The following is a 15,937-nucleotide window of genomic DNA, read 5'->3' on the forward strand; positions in this document are numbered from 1 at the left end:
CATGCCAGTATTCCAAGGCTTACCAAAATAAGCCGAGGCTTGCTCCGGCGTTCAGCCTGCGGGCTGCGACGGCGTTTCGCCCGCCGGCCGCGTCGGCATCGAGGCCCTGTCCAGGCCCGGCAGGGCGCCGGAATCCGCACCCCACTGCACCGCCCGCTTCGCAGACCCGAACAGGGCAGCGATGGCCCACTGCCGGGTCCCGCCCTCACTCAGCGCCACGAGGTCGCCATAGACCGGCAGGGCGGCGGCTTCCAGGTCGCCGAGGCCGGCGGCGGGGGAGGCCAGGAAGGACGGCTCCAGCGCGTAGCCCGCCTCGCGTGGTGGCACCGCGGAACAATGCAGCCGGCTCAGGGATTCCACGGCGCCAAGGAGCGCGTCATGATGGGCCAGTTCCTCGGCCGCGGATTTCGCCGCGTCGCCACCGAGCCGGGTCAGCGCCACCTGGTAGCCGTAGATGGTCTGCGCCTCGGTCCGCGCAGCCGACGCCAGGGCGCCGCCGAGGCTGGACGCGGCCGCGGATGGCTCTCCTTCGGGCTGCGCTGCTGTGGACCGTTCTGCTGCGGCCGGACCCTCTGTGGAGGGCGCCGTCGCGGACGGCGACGGGCAGGTGCCGGACACCTGCGGCGAGGTTACGTCGGCTGCCGGCGCCGCCGTTCCGGTGCCGGCGGCGAGGGCGGACGCCTGCAGCAGCTGAGCGGTGCCGACGGCGGCCAACAGCCGTGCCATGCCGCCGTCGGCCTTGGCAGCGTCCGCGAGGCGCTGGCGGCCGCTGTCTGCCAAGGCCGCCACCAGCCCGGCTGCGGTCGCCGGAAGAGGTGCGGCGGACGCCCCGGAGTCGGGCGCTCCGGAAGCGGACTGAGTCGATGCGGCGTAGGACGCTGCCGGGGGCGTTGCCCGGCCGGAGGCGGCAGCCGCGCCGGCCGGGTCCGCAGGACTTTCTCCGGGCGCCAGCAGCGCTTGCGCCTGGAGTGTCAGCAAGGTCACAGTCCGCTCGATGGCGGGATTCCCGGCAGCGGCCGGACGGCCATCCGCGCCCTCGGCCGGGCTGTCTTTTGAACCGGCCCGGGCCGCGGTGCCAAGCTGGCTGCCGGCGTCCAGCAGTTGCCGGGTTTCGGCCAGTGCGGCGGCGCGCGCCTGCTCAGAAAAGGGCGGCGCCGCAGGTTCCGGCGGCCTGGCCGGCGTCAGGACCACGCCCAGGCTCACCACCACCAGGGCGAGGCACACCAAAAGCGCATAGCGGGGGAGCGACCGGGGAAAGTGATCCTGCCATCGCTTTTCCCTGGTGTCGTCTTTCACAACAGACCATGTTGTCATGCCGGCCCGGAACTGCGTGCACCACGCCGCCCGGAAAATCGCTAGGCTAGTACACACAACATCATCTAGCGGGAGGCGGCCGGCATCATGACCAACGCAGAAGCCACGACTTCAACAGACCGGACCGGGACGGGAAAGGCTGAAGCCGCAACCGTTCAAAATGTCGAGGCCGAGCGCCTTCACGCACTCCTGGAACCCGCAGTGCTGGCGAACCGGCTGTACCTGGAGGACGTATCCATCCATGTCGCCGGTGCCAACCGGGTGGTCCACGTAGTGGTGGACCTGCCGCAGGAGGAGACCGGGGGCGTCGGGCTCGACGTCATCGCCGAGATCTCCAAGACCCTCTCGGACACCCTGGACAACGACCCCAGCATGGACGCGCGCCCCTATGAGCTCGAAGTCTCTTCACCCGGCGTCGGCCGTCCACTGACCGAGGAGCGGCACTGGCACCGCGCCCGCGGGCGGATGGTCAACGTGAACGTGATCCAAGGCGACAACGTCACCGGCAGGGTCCAGTCCGTGGACGATGGGGGAGTCACCCTCGTTCCGGAAATTGCCGTCAAGAAGGGCATGAAGCCCAAACAGGGTGAACCCGTCAAGCTTCCTTTCGACAGGATCCGCAGCGGAAAAGTCGAGATAGAGTTCAGCCACCTCGAAGAGGCCGGCTTGGAAAAAGCAAACAATGGACCTTCTGAGGAGGCCTGATGGATATTGACATGAGCGCACTGAGACTCCTGGAGCGTGAGCGTGAAATCCCGCTGGATCTCCTGATTCCAACAATCGAGCAGGCACTGCTCGTGGCCTATCACAAAACCCCCGGCGCCTTCGAAAAGGCCCGGGCCGAGCTCGACCGCAAGAGCGGCCACGTGACCATCTGGGCCACCGAGATCGACGACGACGGCGCCCCGATCGGCGAGTTCGAGGACACCCCCGCGGGCTTCGGACGCATCGCGGCGAGCACCGCACGGCAGATCATCCTGCAGCGCCTCCGGGACGCTGAGGACGACAACGTGCTGGGCCAGTTCAAGGGCCGTGAAGGTGAGCTTGTCGCCGGCACCATCCAGCAGGGCAACAACCCGCACATGATCCAGGTGAACCTGGGCACGGTGGAGGCACTGCTGCCGCCGCCCGAGCAGGTTCCCGGCGAGAAGTACATCCACGGTAACCGGCTGCGCGCTTTCGTGATCGACGTCCACCGCGGCACCAAGGGCCCGTCCATCACGCTGTCGCGCTCCCACCCCGGGCTCGTCCGGAAGCTCTTCGAACTCGAAGTTCCCGAGATCGCGGACCGTTCGGTCGAGATCGTGGCGCTTGCCCGCGAAGCCGGCCACCGCACCAAGATCGCCGTGAAGGCAAACACCCCCGGCGTGAACGCCAAGGGCGCCTGCATCGGTGAAATGGGTTCGCGTGTCCGGGCGGTCATGACTGAACTGAACGACGAGAAGATCGACATCGTTGACTACAACGACGATCCTGCGACCTTCATCGCCAGCGCCCTCTCGCCGTCGCGCGTGAATTCGGTCACAATCACCGACGAGGCGACGCGTTCGGCCCGGGTGGTCGTTCCCGACTACCAGCTCTCCCTCGCCATCGGCAAAGAGGGCCAGAACGCCCGTCTCGCCGCCAAGCTCACGGGATGGCGAATCGACATCGTCTCCGACGCCGCCGTCAACACCGGCAAATAGCGCAAACGCGCAAGCGCACGAACACGCGCACGAACACGGGCTGCGGGCCGCCATCGCGGCCCGCGGCCTGTGTGCGCTCTCACGGGTTAGCCGTGATTTCCAAGCTGACCGGCATGCCTGGGTTCGGGACCCGGGCGCCGGAGGGGCTAGAATAGACATGACCGCGCCTAACGGCCGGTATCCGTGTGTCTTTGGCGCGTCTGGGTTTTTCCCGGATTCCCGGGACGCGGTGATTCACCAAGCAGCTGTACTGGCAGGAAGATACTCGAACGTGGCACATGTGCAACACCTCGGGAATCAGCCGCAGCGCACCTGTATCGGATGCCGACAAAAAGGATCGCGGTCGGAGTTACTCCGGCTCGTCGCCGGCGCCGGTGGTTCGTCCGCCGTCGTAGTGGATGAACGACGCCGGATGGCTGGCCGGGGAGCATGGCTGCACCCCAGCGAAAAGTGCCTGGCACTGGCGGTCAAACGTCGAGCGTTCGGCCGCGCCCTCAACGGCGCAGCCGGTACGGCCGATGTTGAACGCCGGATCACTGCCGGCACGGAAGCCGTGGGCACCCCGGTGGCCGCAGCAACAACCGTCCAACCTGAAAGCGGGTCAGAAAACTGATGGAAACCCGATGAGTTCCCAGCGATGAGTGCGCAACGATGACAACTTTGTTGCGCTCTGCAATGGGCCTTTCAGCTGCATTCGCGGCGGAGGCCCGCAGTAAGAAGTAGACGGTTCGTGCCTGGCTCGGTGCGGACCGAGACAGGAGAAATGTGGCCAAGGTCCGCGTACATGAGCTTGCTAAAGAGCTCGGTATTACTTCCAAAGATGCAGTAACCAAACTGCAGGAACTGGGCGAATTCGTTCGCTCCGCCTCGTCAACAATCGAGGCTCCCGTTGTGCGGAAACTGCGCAACGCTTACCCCGACGCCCCCGCAGCTTCGAAGTCCGAAGCTCCGGCGTCCGCCCCCCAGGCATCTGCCAGCCCGGCAGCGACCCGTCCGGCGCCTGCACCCGGCCCCGCTGCGCCCGCAGCGCCGGCGGCTGCAGCACCCAAGGCTGAAGCTCCGGCTCCGGCCGCTGCGGCACCTGCCGCCGCGCCCGCCGCTCCGGCAGCCCCCGCCGCCCAGGCTCCGGCAGCCCCCGCTGCCCAGGCCCCGGCCGCTCCGTCGACGGGCGTCAAGCCCGGCGCGCGTCCGGCCCCTAAGGCCGAAACCCCGGCTGCTCCGGCACGCCAGGGTGGTTCTGCACCGCGTCCGGGCGGTCCCCGTCCCGGCAACAACCCGTTCGCCACGTCCCAGGGCATGCCCCGCGGCCGCGGCGGCGACAACGAACGTCCCTCGCGTCCGGGCAACAACCCGTTCGCTCCTTCCCAGGGAATGCCCCGTCCGGGCGGAAGCCGCACCGAGGGTGAACGCCCCGGTGGTCCGCGCCCCGCAGCAGGCGCTGGCGGCCCCCGTCCGGGTGGTCCCCGTCCGGCAGCAGGCGCAGGCGGCCCCCGCCCCGGCGCCCCGCGTCCGGCCGGCGCTCCCGGCGCCGGTCGTCCGGCAGGAGCCGGCGGCAACCGCCCGACTCCCGGCATGATGCCTAACCGCACCGAACGTCCCGCACCCGCTGGTGCCGGCCGTCCCGGCGGCGGAGGCCGTGGTCCGGGCCGTCCGGGTGGCGCTCCGGGTACCGGTGCTCCCGGTGCCGGTGGCGGCGCTCCGGCCGGTGGTGGCTTTGGTAAGGGCGGTCGCGGTCGCGGCGGCACCCAGGGCGCCTTCGGTAAGGGCGGCGCAGGCCGTGGCAAGCAGCGCAAGTCGAAGCGTGCCAAGCGTCAGGAACTGGAGCAGATGAGCGCTCCGTCGCTGGGTGGCGTGAGCGTACCCCGCGGCGACGGCAACACCGTAGTCCGGCTTCGCCGTGGCTCGTCCATCACGGACTTTGCCGACAAGATCGAGGCAAACCCGGCAGCACTGGTGACGGTCCTCTTCCACCTCGGCGAAATGGCAACGGCCACGCAGTCGCTGGATGAAGAGACCTTCGCCCTGCTCGGCGAGGAGCTTGGCTACAAGCTCCAGGTTGTGTCCCCGGAGGACGAGGAGCGCGAGCTGCTCTCCACCTTCGACATCGACTTCGACGCCGAACTGGAAGCCGAAGGCGATGAAGACCTCGAGGCACGTCCTCCGGTTGTCACCGTCATGGGTCACGTTGACCACGGTAAGACCCGACTGCTCGATGCCATCCGCAAGTCCGACGTTATGGCGGGCGAGCACGGCGGTATCACGCAGCACATCGGTGCCTACCAGGTCACCCACGCCCACGAAGGCATCGATCGCAAGATCACCTTCATCGACACTCCGGGCCACGAGGCGTTCACCGCCATGCGTGCCCGTGGTGCGAAGGTCACTGACATCGCCATCCTGGTGGTCGCAGCGGACGACGGCGTCATGCCGCAGACCGTTGAAGCCCTCAACCACGCCCAGGCGGCCAACGTGCCGATCGTCGTGGCCGTGAACAAGATCGACAAGGAAGGCGCCAACCCGGACAAGGTCCGCGGCCAGCTGACCGAGTACGGCCTGGTTCCGGAAGAATACGGTGGCGACACCATGTTCGTGGAGGTCTCTGCCCGCCAGAACCTGAACATCGACGAGCTCCTCGGCGCCGTTCTGCTCACCGCAGACGCTGCCCTGGACATGCGCGCCAACCCGAACAAGGACGCCCGCGGTATCGCGATTGAAGCCAACCTGGACAAGGGCCGCGGTTCCGTGGCCACCGTCCTGGTTCAGTCCGGTACCCTGCACGTCGGCGACACCATCGTGGCAGGCACGGCCCACGGCCGCGTCCGTGCGATGTTCGACGACGACGGCAGCGCCCTGACCGAGGCCGGCCCGTCCCGCCCCGTGCAGGTGCTGGGTCTGTCCAACGTCCCGCGCGCCGGTGACACCTTCTTCGTGACCGCTGACGAGCGTACCGCCCGCCAGATCGCCGAGAAGCGTGAAGCGGCCGACCGCAACGCCGCCCTGGCCAAGCGCCGCAAGCGCATCAGCCTGGAAGACTTCGACCAGGCCGTCGCCGATGGCAAGATCGACACCCTCAACCTCATCCTCAAGGGTGACGTGTCCGGTGCCGTGGAAGCCCTCGAAGACGCGCTGCTCAAGATCGACGTCGGCGAGGGTGTCCAGCTCCGCGTCATCCACCGCGGTGTCGGTGCGATCACGCAGAACGACGTCAACCTGGCAACGGTCGACAGCGCCGTCATCATCGGCTTCAACGTCAAGCCCGCCGAGCGTGTTGCCGAACTGGCAGACCGCGAAGGCGTGGACATGCGCTTCTACTCCGTCATCTACGCAGCAATCGATGACATCGAGGCAGCCCTCAAGGGCATGCTCAAGCCGGAGTACGAAGAGGTCCAGCTTGGCACCGCCGAGGTCCGCGAAGTGTTCCGTTCCTCCAAGTTCGGCAACATTGCAGGCTCGATCGTCCGCTCCGGTGTTATCCGGCGCAACGCCAAGGCCCGCATCAGCCGCGACGGCAAGATCATCGGTGACAACCTCACCGTTGAGACGCTCAAGCGCTTCAAGGACGACGCAACCGAGGTCCGCACGGACTTCGAGTGTGGTATCGGTCTTGGCTCGTTCAACGACATCACCGAAGGTGACATCATCGAGACCTTCGAGATGCGCGAGAAGCCGCGCGTCTAGGTTGGTTTAGCAATACAGGTGCGGGGCCGTTGGATTTTCCGGCGGCCCTGCACTTTTCCGCCGTAGAGGGGCCCCGCCCCTACGCTGGGTGGCCGACGTCTTACKACGTCGGCCACCCAGCTCCGGCAGGCCCGATGCCACTCCCGGGCCCCCTCCACGGCTCCAAAGGGCCGCCGGAAGAATCCAACGGGAGTCCGTCGTAGACTCGCCTTAGGCGCGTGGCATGAAAACCCAACTGGTGTACGGCAGCCGTTACAGCGCCGTCGTACATCCAAATTTTTAGGAGTGGAAATGGCTGATCCCGCACGGGCTGCCAAGTTGGCGCAGCGGATTAAGGTTGTCGTTGCTGAGGCGCTGGGCCGGAGGGTGAAGGATCCCCGCCTGGAAGGCGTCACCGTGACCGACTCGCGGGTGACCAACGACCTGCAGCACGCAACTGTTTACTACACCGTGTTCGGTGACGAAGTGGCCCAGGCCGACGCCGCCAAGGGGCTGGAGAAGGCCAAGGGCGTGCTGCGGCAGGAAGTCGGGCGGAACATCACCGTGCGGCTGACTCCGACGCTCGAGTTCGTGGCTGACCAGATCCCCGTCAACGCCTCGAACCTTGAGGAGCTGCTCCGGGCGGCGAAGAAGCGCGACGCCGAGGTGGCCGCACTTGCCGAAAGTGCCAAGCACGCCGGCGACGCCGATCCTTACAAGAGTGACACTCCGCAGGACGTGGAGCTCGACGAGGACGACTTTGACGAAGAGGACCTGGACCTCATTGACAACGACGCAATCGATGAGGACCGCAACAAGTAGGAATGCCTTCAACAGCAGGGGCCGGAACCGGTAACGGATCCGGCCCCTGCTGTCGTATCCGTTCGTAAAGATCCAGCTGCCGTTGCCGGTGACCCGGGATCCGGGTGAAAACCGCCTCGAGTCTGTCCGGGAGCGGCGTGGAGGTGGACGGCTGCGCCACGGTTGACGAATATAGAAGCATCAAGGACCGCAGTTATGCGCAAAGGTGGCGGAGTGCCGTGGAGTCCAGCCTGACCAAATGCCCGCACTGCGGGAAGACCAACCGGATTCCCGCGGCCGCTGCCGGGCACCCGCGCTGCGGCAACTGCGGCCGGGACCTTGCCTGGATCGTGGCGGCGTCCGACGCCGACTTCCCGGTTGTCGCGGAGCAATCCACCGTTCCGGTTCTCGTCGATTTCTGGGCGGCGTGGTGTGGGCCGTGCCGAATGGTCAGCCCGGTGCTGGACAAGCTGGCCGTGGAGCGGGCTGGAAAGTTCAAGCTGGTGAAGGTCGACGTCGACAGCTCCCCGGGATTGTCCCGGAGATTCGATATCCAGGCCATCCCGACGCTGCTCGTCATCAAGAACGGCGCGGTGGCAACGCGCCAGGCCGGTGCGCCGCCGTCGGCCGCCCTTCGCAGCTGGCTCGACGCCGCACTGTCCGCCTAGCGGCGTCTTGAGCGTCCTCGGGCTCCCAGCCCGCCGCCCAGCACGGGAGATCCCATGCCCAGGAGGTAGCCGAAGTCGTACCAGTTCCCCGCGCGGGCGGAGTTATAGAACGGGAATTCACTCCAGAACCCGAATACATGGGCGATCAGGACGATCCATGCCGTCAACCCATTCCAGAAACCCCACAGCAGGTCTTGCCACCACACGATGTACTCCCTCGGCTGGAAATCCACGGCGCCCTGTCGGGCCAGGTCCGACGCCAGGACAGTGGGCCAGCCTGGAAGCGCCGTGAGCTCAGGCTAGGGCGCCGGCCGGCCCGGCGATAGGGCCGGTGGACCTGTCGGTGCCCGCTGCCCGCTCGCGTGCGGGGATGCGCCCGAGGCCCTCCACCAAATCGGCCTGGCTGCCGCAGAGCGCGATCCGGATCCAGCCCTCGCCGATCGAGCCGAACGCCGTGCCGGGGGCGAAGGCCACCCCGGAGTCCGCCAGGAAGCGGCGCGTCCATGACCGGACATCCCCGCCACTGGCATGCGAGACGTCCGCCCACAAATAGAACGCGCCTTGGGCCGCGAGGTAGGGGATGCCGTGGGCGCGCAGCACCGCCGAGGCCGCGTCGCGGTTGGCCCGGTAGTGGGCATGGGCGTGGCTGACGTAGTCCTGCGGACCGGTCAGCGCTGCCAGCGCGGCGTACTGCGACGGCGAGGCCACGCACGACACGATCGACTCCATCACGTTGTTCATCTTCTGTTCCAGCCCCGGCGGGCAAATCAGCGCACCGATCCGCAGTCCCGTCAGCCCGTAGGTTTTGGAGAGCGTGAGCGAGGTGAAAACGCGTGCTTCGCCCGGGACGTCACTGTCGAAGCGGGCCGGGCTGACGTGCGGGACATCGTAGGTGAACGCCTCGTAGCATTCGTCGGAGATGACCCACAGATCGTGCCGCCTCGCCAGCTCCACGAGCCGGCGGGTCAGGTCCTCGCCCAGGACAGCGCCGAGCGGGTTGGACGGGGAATTCAGGATCAGCACCTTGGTTCGGGGCGTGATGAGCGCCTCGATGTCCTCGATCCGTGGCTGGAAATCGTGCTCCGGGTACAGCGGGTAGCGGACCGGAACGGCGTGCAGCAGGCTGCTCGTCATCGCGAAGGTGGGGTAGCCGGGATTGGGGATGAGGATCTCATCCCCGGGGGAGAGCAACAGGCTCATGGCGAAATGCAGGCCCTGCTGGGCGCCGTCGACCACGTACACGCGCTCCGCGCCGACCGGCGTCGCATTGTGTTCACGGAAGCGGGCGGCGAAGGCCTCCCGCAGCGCGGGGATCCCGGCGTTAGGTGTGTAGTTGGTCTCGTCCCGGTCCAGGCACGCCATGCCGGCCTCGAGGACATGGCGGGGGACTGCGAAGCCCGGCTCCCCGATACTCAGCACGATCGCACCGGGCGTTCGCCAGGCGGCTTCGGTGATCTCGCGGATCTGGTTAATCGGGACGTCGCGGACATGTGCGGCAAGCTCGGGCATGTCTGCCATCCTAACGCCCGGCGTTCGCGGTGGCGGCGGGACTGTGGGCGTCGGGGCGGGGCTGGCCCGCATATACTGGGAGGCGTGCTTTCTGGACTGGTGATAGTAGACAAGCCGCAAGGTTGGACCAGCCACGATGTGGTTGGACGGATGCGGCGGATTGCCGGTACCCGAAAGGTCGGCCACGCCGGGACACTGGATCCGATGGCCACCGGCGTTCTGGTGGTGGGCATCAACAAGGCCACCCGGCTGCTGACCTACATCGTGGGCACGTCCAAGACCTACACCGCCACCATCAGGCTCGGTGAATCCACCGTGACGGACGACGCCGAAGGCGAGGTCACCGCCACCCGCAGCGCCGCCGGGGTCACCGTAGACGCCGTCCGCGCCGGCGTCGCGGCACTGACCGGGGAAATCGAGCAGGTTCCCAGCAGCGTCAGCGCCATCAAGGTCAACGGCGAACGCGCCTACGCCCGGGTCCGGTCCGGTGAAGAGGTCAAGCTCGCAGCCCGGCCGGTGACGATCCACCGCTTTGAGATCCACGAGACCCGTCCCGTCCACGACGGCGAGTCCCTCGACGTGGACGTCACCGTGGAGTGCTCCTCCGGTACCTACATCCGTGCCCTGGCCCGCGACCTCGGCGATGCTCTCGGCGTCGGCGGCCACCTGACTGCACTGCGGAGGACTCAAGTGGGTCCATACACCCTTGATCAGGCACATACGCTCGAACAATTGGCCGAGACGCTGGACGTACTGGAAATCTCGGACGCCGCCCGGGCGCTGATGCCGAACCGTGAACTCAGCGAGGCGGAAACCACTGAGATTTCCTTCGGCCGCAGGATCGGAGCCGGAGCAGCGGCAGGCACACCGGAGGCAGCGACCGCGGACAAACCGGCAGCGGCGTTCGCGCCGGACGGTTCGCTCGTGGCCCTCCTGGCCGATGCGGGAAGCTACGCCAAACCAGTGCTCGTCTTCGCGCCGGATAATGAAAAGCCCGGCAACGAAAAGCCCGGCAACGGCAAGCCGGCCACAGATAAGCAGCCCACAGAAAAGCTGGCCGGCCAGTAGTGGACGCGTATTTCTACATCATTCTGGTGGTTGGCCTGCTCTCCAGCATCATCTGCGTCGTCGCGGGCCTCCTGAAGAAGGCGCCCAACGACACGACGATACTGTCGGTGGCCGCCGTCGAACTTGCCCTTCTGGTCTATCTGGGGGGTTCGATTGTCCGGGTGGCCAGCGGCGAGCGGATCGCGGGGGAGGCTTGGGAGTTCTGGGGCTATCTGGCGACGGCGCTGATCCTCCCGATTGGGGCCGTGTACTGGTCCATCCTCGAGCGGACCCGCTGGAGCAACTTTGTCCTGGCCGCCGTCGGCGTCACCGCCCTGGTGATGGCGGCGCGCATGAACCAGATCTGGTATTGAGATGGAAGAGGCAGAAAACGTGAGCGCAAACTCCCCGCACGACGGCACCGGAAACCCGGCGGCGCCGGCGTCCCGGACCACTGGGCCGGCGGACGCTGGATCCGCCGACACTGCGCCGGCGACGACCGATACCCGCAACACCGGGCCGGGACGGCTGCTGATTGCTGTCTATGCCGTCTTCGCGATTTCGGCGACGGCCCGGGCCGGCTACCAGATTCTCACGAAGTTTTCCGAGGCGCCGCTGGCGTACCTGCTGTCCGCGTTCGCCGCCGCCGTCTACGTCGTGGCCACCGTGTCTCTGGCGAAGCCGGGGCGCACCGCGTTCAAGGTCTCGGTGGCGGCAGTCCTGGTGGAGCTTGTGGGCGTTCTGGTGGTGGGAGCACTCAGCGTGTTCGACTCGGTGAACTTCCCGCACGAGACAGTATGGTCCCTGTTTGGCCGCGGCTACGGATTCATCCCGCTCCTGCTGCCGATCCTGGGACTCATCTGGCTGTACCGCCGACGGCCCGCGCCCCGGGACCACTAACTCCGGCTGGTTACAGGCGGCCGGCGATGCGCCGGGCCTCAGTGAGCCTGCTGCGCAGTCCCGGCCAGGCCGCGGCGAAGCCCGGGTGCAGTTCCTTGCCGCCGACGCCGTCAATCCCCACCCACTGCAGTTCGATACTTTCCGCATCACTGATCGCGGCCTCGAACGGCTGCAGGGCAATGGCCACCACGGTGGTGTAAGACCAGTAGCCGACGTCGAACACCGACGTAAACAGGACCTGGAGATTCCCCGGAGGCACGGCCGCTTCCTCGTGTGCTTCCCGCAACGCGCCGTGGATGGCTTCTTCCCCTTGGTGCAGGGCGCCGCCGGGGAGCCCCCAGGTGCCGCCCTGATGGCTCCACAAGGCGCGGTGCTGGAGCAGGACCCCCTTGGCGGGGTCGTGGACCAGGAGCCCGGCGGAACCGAACCGACCCCAGAACCGCCCCCGGTCGCCATCGACCCAGGCATCGCCAGGATCGCGTGGGCCCAACGGGCGGCGCGGATCGCCCGGGAGCAGTGGTGCGAACGGTGATTCCCCGACTTGGGGAGCGGCTGTGCTGTCCATCCCTACAGCTTGCCACGCACCGGTCCGTAGGAGGGCGGGGGTCGTACGCAGTGTTACGTGCTCGGACGTGCCCTATGGGCTCCAGATGCTCTGAAGTGCGCTGCCGGGAGTCACCCAATATGAGGTCGCGCGCCAGCAGGAATGGCTTCCGCTATGTCTGTCGTACCCCTCTGGCAGAGTTTAGTTATGGAAGCCATTGGAGAGTTCATCCCGGACCGGGCCCCGTGGCCCGGCCCGGCTGTGTCCTCCCGGCATCCCCGCCTGGCCGCCGTTCCCGGCGCGGCTGACGCAGCCGGCGGCGCTCTGGGCGCCGCGGGTGCGGCGGTGGACTCGGCGCTGGCGGCGCTGCGGGCTACGAACCCGGCTGCGGATGTCGACGCCGCATGGTTTGGCTTGCGGGAGGCCGCGGACTTTGCCGGCCACGTCGAGGACCTGTCCCGCACGGTCGATTACTTCCAGCTCGTTGCCGCGGCGGCGGTAGAGCGGACGCGCAAACAAGCCGCGTTCACCGCGCCGGCCGCACACGGCTGGGGTGAGGAAGCGGCCCAGGCGGGCTGGCTCACGGGCTGGAAACAGGAATCCGACGGCGGGACGGATGCAGGGGCCGGCGGGGGAGCTGATGCCCTTTCCGACGCCGGGGCTCACGGCGCACCTGTCGGCGGGACGCATGCCGGGGCCGGAACTGGCCCCCGCGGTGACTTTGCCGGGCAAATTGGGATGTCCGCTGCGGCGGATGACGGGTACCGGAACGCCACAGATTTTTTGCGGGCGCGGCTGCGGATCAGCGCCGCCGAGGCCAGGCGCCGGCTGGCGCTGGCCGACTCGCTGCTGCCCCGGCAGGGACTCGCCGGCCGGCCCATCCCGCCCGTGCACCCGGAGCTCGGAGCCGCCGTCGCGGCCGGCGAGGTCGCCTCCCGCGCCGCGACCCTCGTCACGCTCGCCCTGGACCGGGTCCGGCACAGCTGCCTCCCGGAGGCCGCGGCGGCGATGGAGCACGCCCTGACCCGCACCGCGGCCGAGAACGACGCCGACTTCCTGGCCCGGGTCAGCCGCAGCTGGGCCGAGGCGCTGGACCAGGACGGCGCCGAACCCTCCGAGGAACTGCTCCGCCAGCTCCAGGGCGCCTTCCTCCGCAAACCCCGGCACGGCCTGCAGCACCTGGAAATCTTCGCCACCACAGACCAGTTCGAACACCTGATCACCGTGATGAACACCGCCACCAACCCCCGCACCGGCGAAGGCACCGGCGAGGGCACCGCCACCGGCCACACGGCGCAGGCCGGACCGGGTGACGGGTCCGCGGCGGCGGATGCGCCAGGCCCGGCTGCGGAGCCCGCCACGGCCGAAGAGGACCCGTCGCTGCCGGTTCTGGACCTCCGCTCCCGGCCGCAGAAGCTGCTCGACGGCCTGGTCGGCGCGTGTAAGGCGGCCCTCGCCGCCGGAGGGCTGCCCGCCGCGGGCGGGCTCCGGCCCCAGGTCATGGCCACCATCGACTACCGGGACCTGCTCACCCGGCTCGGGGCGACTCCCGCCGAAGCAGGCGCCCCTGCCAACACCGCACAGCACGGCACCGGAACCAGGCACGGCACCGGGACGCTGCTGTTCACCGGCCCAATTACCGCGTCCACGGTTCGCAAGCTCGCCTGCGACGCGGACATCATCCCGGTCGTCCTCGGCGGCGAGGGCCAGGTCCTGGACATCGGCCGCGCCTCCCGGGTATTCCCGCCCCACATCCGCAAGGCCATCACGGCCCGGGACCGGGGCTGCGCCTTCCCCCAATGCACGATCCCGGCCCCCTGGTGCGAGGCCCACCACATCACCTACTGGTCCGGCGGCGGAACCACCGGAGCCGGCAACGGCATCCTGCTCTGCTCCCATCACCACCATCTGATCCATAAGGAACACTGGAGCATCCAGATGCGCACCGGCATCCCCTGGTTCCTCCCGCCACCCCACCTCGACCCCGCCCGGACACCCCGCCGGAACACCTACTTCCGCCTGGAGTGACCCCGTGCCTGGACGGACGCTCGCCTCGACTGACTCGGTGGGACCCCCGCAACCGCGCCCTCCGTCGCCGGGCTCCCTGCACCGGGCCGAAAGTCCCAAGCCTCCGCGCCACGGCGGGCCTAGGGTGGAGGCATGGACCAGCGCAGTCTGATGCTGCGGGCAGTGAAGACGCTCCACACCCTTGCCTGGCTCGTGATTGAGGCCTGCATGGCCTACGTCCTGTACGCCGGCATCACGGGCCGCAATGACCGGAAGACGAGGGCTGCCGCCGTCGTGGTCGCCAGCGAATCGCTGATTTTTGCGGGCACCGGCTTCCAATGCCCGTTGACCGTCGTCGCGAAAAGTCTTGGCGACGGCTCGGGCTCCGTCACGGACATCTACCTGCCGCGGTGGTTAGCGAATATCCTGCCCGGGCTCCACGTCCCCCTCATCCTCGTCGCAGTGCTGCTGCATTGGCGGAATTGGCGGAAACAGACGGTGCGCGACAGCGAGCGGCGGCTTTTGCTGGGGCGATAGTGCGCGCCCGCCTCACACCTTCGCCCTGCCGCCGATTAACCGTGGTCCCTCCGGCGGGGCCTTTACGCGGATGCCCCGGAGCCCGGCGGACCGTCCGGGAGTTGCCCGGATTGCGGGTAATCTAAGAGAGTTCCGGAGCCGGCACGGTCGCTCCGGAGCAGTTCATGGCAGGCAGCAAAAGGCGAGGTTGATGGTCCACATCTGGAACGATCTGTCCGAGGTCCCGGCGGACTTTGGTCCTTCGGTTGTCACGTTCGGCAATTTCGACGGCGTGCACCGCGGCCACCAGCAGGTGCTGTCGCAGCTCATCCGTACCGCCCGGTTGAAGCACGCACGCGCCGTCGCCATCACCTTCGACCCACACCCCGCGCAGGTACACCGTCCGGAATCGGCTCCCGAACTGATCATGGGGCTGGAGGACAAGCTCGTGGCCCTCGGAGAGCTCGGCCTCGACGCCGTGCTGGTGATGAAGTACTCGATGGAGCTCGCCAGCCTCACCCCCGAGGAATTCGTCGCGTCAGTGCTGGTCGACAGCCTCAAGGCCAGCCACGTGGTGATCGGCCACGACGCCCGGTTTGGCCGCGGCAATTCCGGCGACCTCGCCACCATGCAGGAGCTGGGCAAGAAGCTCGGGTTCGAGGTGCTGGTCATCAGCGAATTCGGCTCAGAGGGCTTTCCCATCCACGACGACGACGGCACGGACCGCCGCTGTTCGTCCACGTGGGTGCGCGAGGCCCTGCGCGCGGGCGACGTCGCCACCGCCGCTGCCGTCCTCGGCAGGCCGCACCGGATGCGCGGCGAGGTGGTGCACGGTGCCGCACGCGGCCGCGACCTCGGGTTCCCCACCGCGAACCTCTCCTCGACGGCCACCGGGTACATCCCCGCGGACGGCATCTACGCCGGCTGGCTCGTGGACCAGGCAGGCACGCGCTGGCCCGCCGCCATCTCCGTAGGCTCGAACCCGACGTTCGACGGCGTGAGCCGTCAGGTCGAGGCCCACGTGATCGACCGCCCGGAAGAGTCTCCCGATGACTTCGATCTGTACGACCAGACAGTTGTGGTGGAATTTGTCGCCAGGCTCCGCGGCATGGTGGCGTACCGTGGGGCTGAAGCTTTGGTGGAGCAGATGCGCCTGGACGTCGTCCAGGCCCACGACCTCCTGTTCGCCCGCTAAGAACCGGGCCGGATCGGCGTCGGCCCCGCGCTGACAATGTTCTGGTTCACTGGAGCCGCGCTGATTCACAGCCACTTGGCAAGGAAGGCAAGAC

At 68.0% G+C, this 15,937-nt stretch carries 16 protein-coding genes; 12 read left to right on the forward strand and 4 right to left on the reverse strand.

All coding sequences use genetic code 11. The features are described 5' to 3' along the window. Positions 1-51: 51 nt before the first annotated feature. Positions 52-1,314, reverse strand: a complete 1,263-nt coding sequence (locus AC1DFR_RS04100; protein ID WP_476872783.1) for a ferritin-like domain-containing protein — start codon at positions 1,312-1,314, stop codon at positions 52-54. 87 nt (positions 1,315-1,401) lie between these two features. Between AC1DFR_RS04100 and AC1DFR_RS04105 the strand changes: the two genes are divergently transcribed. The 6 genes from AC1DFR_RS04105 to trxA all read left to right on the forward strand — a co-directional run bounded on the left by AC1DFR_RS04105 (position 1,402) and on the right by trxA (position 8,125). Next, complete coding sequence (locus tag AC1DFR_RS04105) at positions 1,402-2,019, forward strand: ribosome maturation factor RimP (RefSeq protein WP_028277119.1); 618 nt, start codon at positions 1,402-1,404, stop codon at positions 2,017-2,019. After that, positions 2,019-2,999: a transcription termination factor NusA gene (gene nusA / locus AC1DFR_RS04110; protein WP_018774503.1), complete on the forward strand. Its 981-nt coding sequence runs from the start codon at positions 2,019-2,021 to the stop codon at positions 2,997-2,999. Before AC1DFR_RS04105 ends, nusA begins: the two co-directional genes overlap by 1 nt. Positions 3,000-3,156: 157 nt before the next feature. After that, positions 3,157-3,612 (forward strand): YlxR family protein, encoded by a 456-nt coding sequence (locus AC1DFR_RS04115; RefSeq protein WP_476859050.1) that lies wholly within the window; start codon positions 3,157-3,159, stop codon positions 3,610-3,612. A gap of 152 nt (positions 3,613-3,764) precedes the next feature. Continuing rightward, complete coding sequence (infB, locus tag AC1DFR_RS04120) at positions 3,765-6,677, forward strand: translation initiation factor IF-2 (protein WP_223914021.1); 2,913 nt, start codon at positions 3,765-3,767, stop codon at positions 6,675-6,677. Between the two features lie 291 nt (positions 6,678-6,968). Then, positions 6,969-7,478, forward strand: coding sequence for a 30S ribosome-binding factor RbfA (rbfA, locus tag AC1DFR_RS04125; protein WP_018774499.1), 510 nt, complete (start codon positions 6,969-6,971; stop codon positions 7,476-7,478). 218 nt (positions 7,479-7,696) lie between these two features. Beyond that, positions 7,697-8,125 carry a thioredoxin gene (gene trxA, locus AC1DFR_RS04130; RefSeq protein ID WP_476872828.1) on the forward strand — a complete coding sequence of 143 codons (429 nt, stop codon included), beginning with the start codon at positions 7,697-7,699 and terminating at the stop codon, positions 8,123-8,125. Here the strand turns inward: trxA and AC1DFR_RS04135 are convergent. After that, positions 8,122-8,331: a hypothetical protein gene (locus AC1DFR_RS04135; RefSeq protein WP_028278246.1), complete on the reverse strand. Its 210-nt coding sequence runs from the start codon at positions 8,329-8,331 to the stop codon at positions 8,122-8,124. The two genes, trxA and AC1DFR_RS04135, sit on opposite strands and share 4 nt — an antisense overlap. A gap of 88 nt (positions 8,332-8,419) precedes the next feature. Further along, the gene (locus AC1DFR_RS04140) at positions 8,420-9,634 is read right to left on the reverse strand and encodes a pyridoxal phosphate-dependent aminotransferase (RefSeq protein ID WP_476872784.1); all 1,215 of its coding nucleotides are present in this window, start codon (positions 9,632-9,634) and stop codon (positions 8,420-8,422) included. 84 nt (positions 9,635-9,718) lie between these two features. On the opposite strand from AC1DFR_RS04140, the gene truB reads away from it, so the two are divergent. Genes truB through AC1DFR_RS04155 form a run of 3 tightly spaced genes read left to right on the forward strand, consistent with a single transcriptional unit; the run spans position 9,719 to position 11,581 of the window. Beyond that, entirely contained in the window at positions 9,719-10,702 is a 984-nt protein-coding gene (gene truB, locus AC1DFR_RS04145; protein WP_476872785.1) for a tRNA pseudouridine(55) synthase TruB, read from the forward strand. After that, on the forward strand, positions 10,702-11,055 hold the full coding sequence (locus AC1DFR_RS04150; RefSeq protein ID WP_230012044.1) for a hypothetical protein: 354 nt from the start codon (positions 10,702-10,704) through the stop codon (positions 11,053-11,055). Before truB ends, AC1DFR_RS04150 begins: the two co-directional genes overlap by 1 nt. A gap of 1 nt (position 11,056) precedes the next feature. Next, a complete protein-coding gene (locus AC1DFR_RS04155) occupies positions 11,057-11,581 on the forward strand; it encodes a hypothetical protein (protein ID WP_223914017.1) in 525 nt (174 codons plus the stop codon). Between the two features lie 10 nt (positions 11,582-11,591). Here the strand turns inward: AC1DFR_RS04155 and AC1DFR_RS04160 are convergent, their stop codons facing one another. Beyond that, the gene (locus tag AC1DFR_RS04160) at positions 11,592-12,146 is read right to left on the reverse strand and encodes an NUDIX domain-containing protein (protein WP_476872786.1); all 555 of its coding nucleotides are present in this window, start codon (positions 12,144-12,146) and stop codon (positions 11,592-11,594) included. 186 nt (positions 12,147-12,332) lie between these two features. Between AC1DFR_RS04160 and AC1DFR_RS04165 the strand changes: the two genes are divergently transcribed. The 3 genes from AC1DFR_RS04165 to AC1DFR_RS04175 all read left to right on the forward strand — a co-directional run bounded on the left by AC1DFR_RS04165 (position 12,333) and on the right by AC1DFR_RS04175 (position 15,843). Next, complete coding sequence (locus AC1DFR_RS04165) at positions 12,333-14,153, forward strand: DUF222 domain-containing protein (protein WP_476872787.1); 1,821 nt, start codon at positions 12,333-12,335, stop codon at positions 14,151-14,153. A gap of 132 nt (positions 14,154-14,285) precedes the next feature. Then, positions 14,286-14,669 (forward strand): hypothetical protein, encoded by a 384-nt coding sequence (locus tag AC1DFR_RS04170; RefSeq protein WP_476849435.1) that lies wholly within the window; start codon positions 14,286-14,288, stop codon positions 14,667-14,669. Between the two features lie 190 nt (positions 14,670-14,859). Next, entirely contained in the window at positions 14,860-15,843 is a 984-nt protein-coding gene (locus AC1DFR_RS04175) for a bifunctional riboflavin kinase/FAD synthetase (protein WP_476849436.1), read from the forward strand. The last annotated feature ends 94 nt before the right edge of the window (positions 15,844-15,937 follow it).

It is taken from the genome of Arthrobacter sp. 05T410 (assembly GCF_056396505.1).

Coding starts and splice junctions, on each gene's coding strand:
- AC1DFR_RS04100 (WP_476872783.1), bottom strand. CDS start 1,314: ATGACAACATGGTCTGTTGTGAAAGACGACACCAGGGAAAAGCGATGG.
- AC1DFR_RS04105 (WP_028277119.1), top strand. CDS start 1,402: ATGACCAACGCAGAAGCCACGACTTCAACAGACCGGACCGGGACGGGA.
- nusA (WP_018774503.1), top strand. CDS start 2,019: ATGGATATTGACATGAGCGCACTGAGACTCCTGGAGCGTGAGCGTGAA.
- AC1DFR_RS04115 (WP_476859050.1), top strand. CDS start 3,157: ATGACCGCGCCTAACGGCCGGTATCCGTGTGTCTTTGGCGCGTCTGGG.
- rbfA (WP_018774499.1), top strand. CDS start 6,969: ATGGCTGATCCCGCACGGGCTGCCAAGTTGGCGCAGCGGATTAAGGTT.
- AC1DFR_RS04140 (WP_476872784.1), bottom strand. CDS start 9,634: ATGCCCGAGCTTGCCGCACATGTCCGCGACGTCCCGATTAACCAGATC.
- AC1DFR_RS04155 (WP_223914017.1), top strand. CDS start 11,057: ATGGAAGAGGCAGAAAACGTGAGCGCAAACTCCCCGCACGACGGCACC.
- AC1DFR_RS04160 (WP_476872786.1), bottom strand. CDS start 12,146: ATGGACAGCACAGCCGCTCCCCAAGTCGGGGAATCACCGTTCGCACCA.
- AC1DFR_RS04165 (WP_476872787.1), top strand. CDS start 12,333: ATGGAAGCCATTGGAGAGTTCATCCCGGACCGGGCCCCGTGGCCCGGC.
- AC1DFR_RS04170 (WP_476849435.1), top strand. CDS start 14,286: ATGGACCAGCGCAGTCTGATGCTGCGGGCAGTGAAGACGCTCCACACC.
- AC1DFR_RS04175 (WP_476849436.1), top strand. CDS start 14,860: ATGGTCCACATCTGGAACGATCTGTCCGAGGTCCCGGCGGACTTTGGT.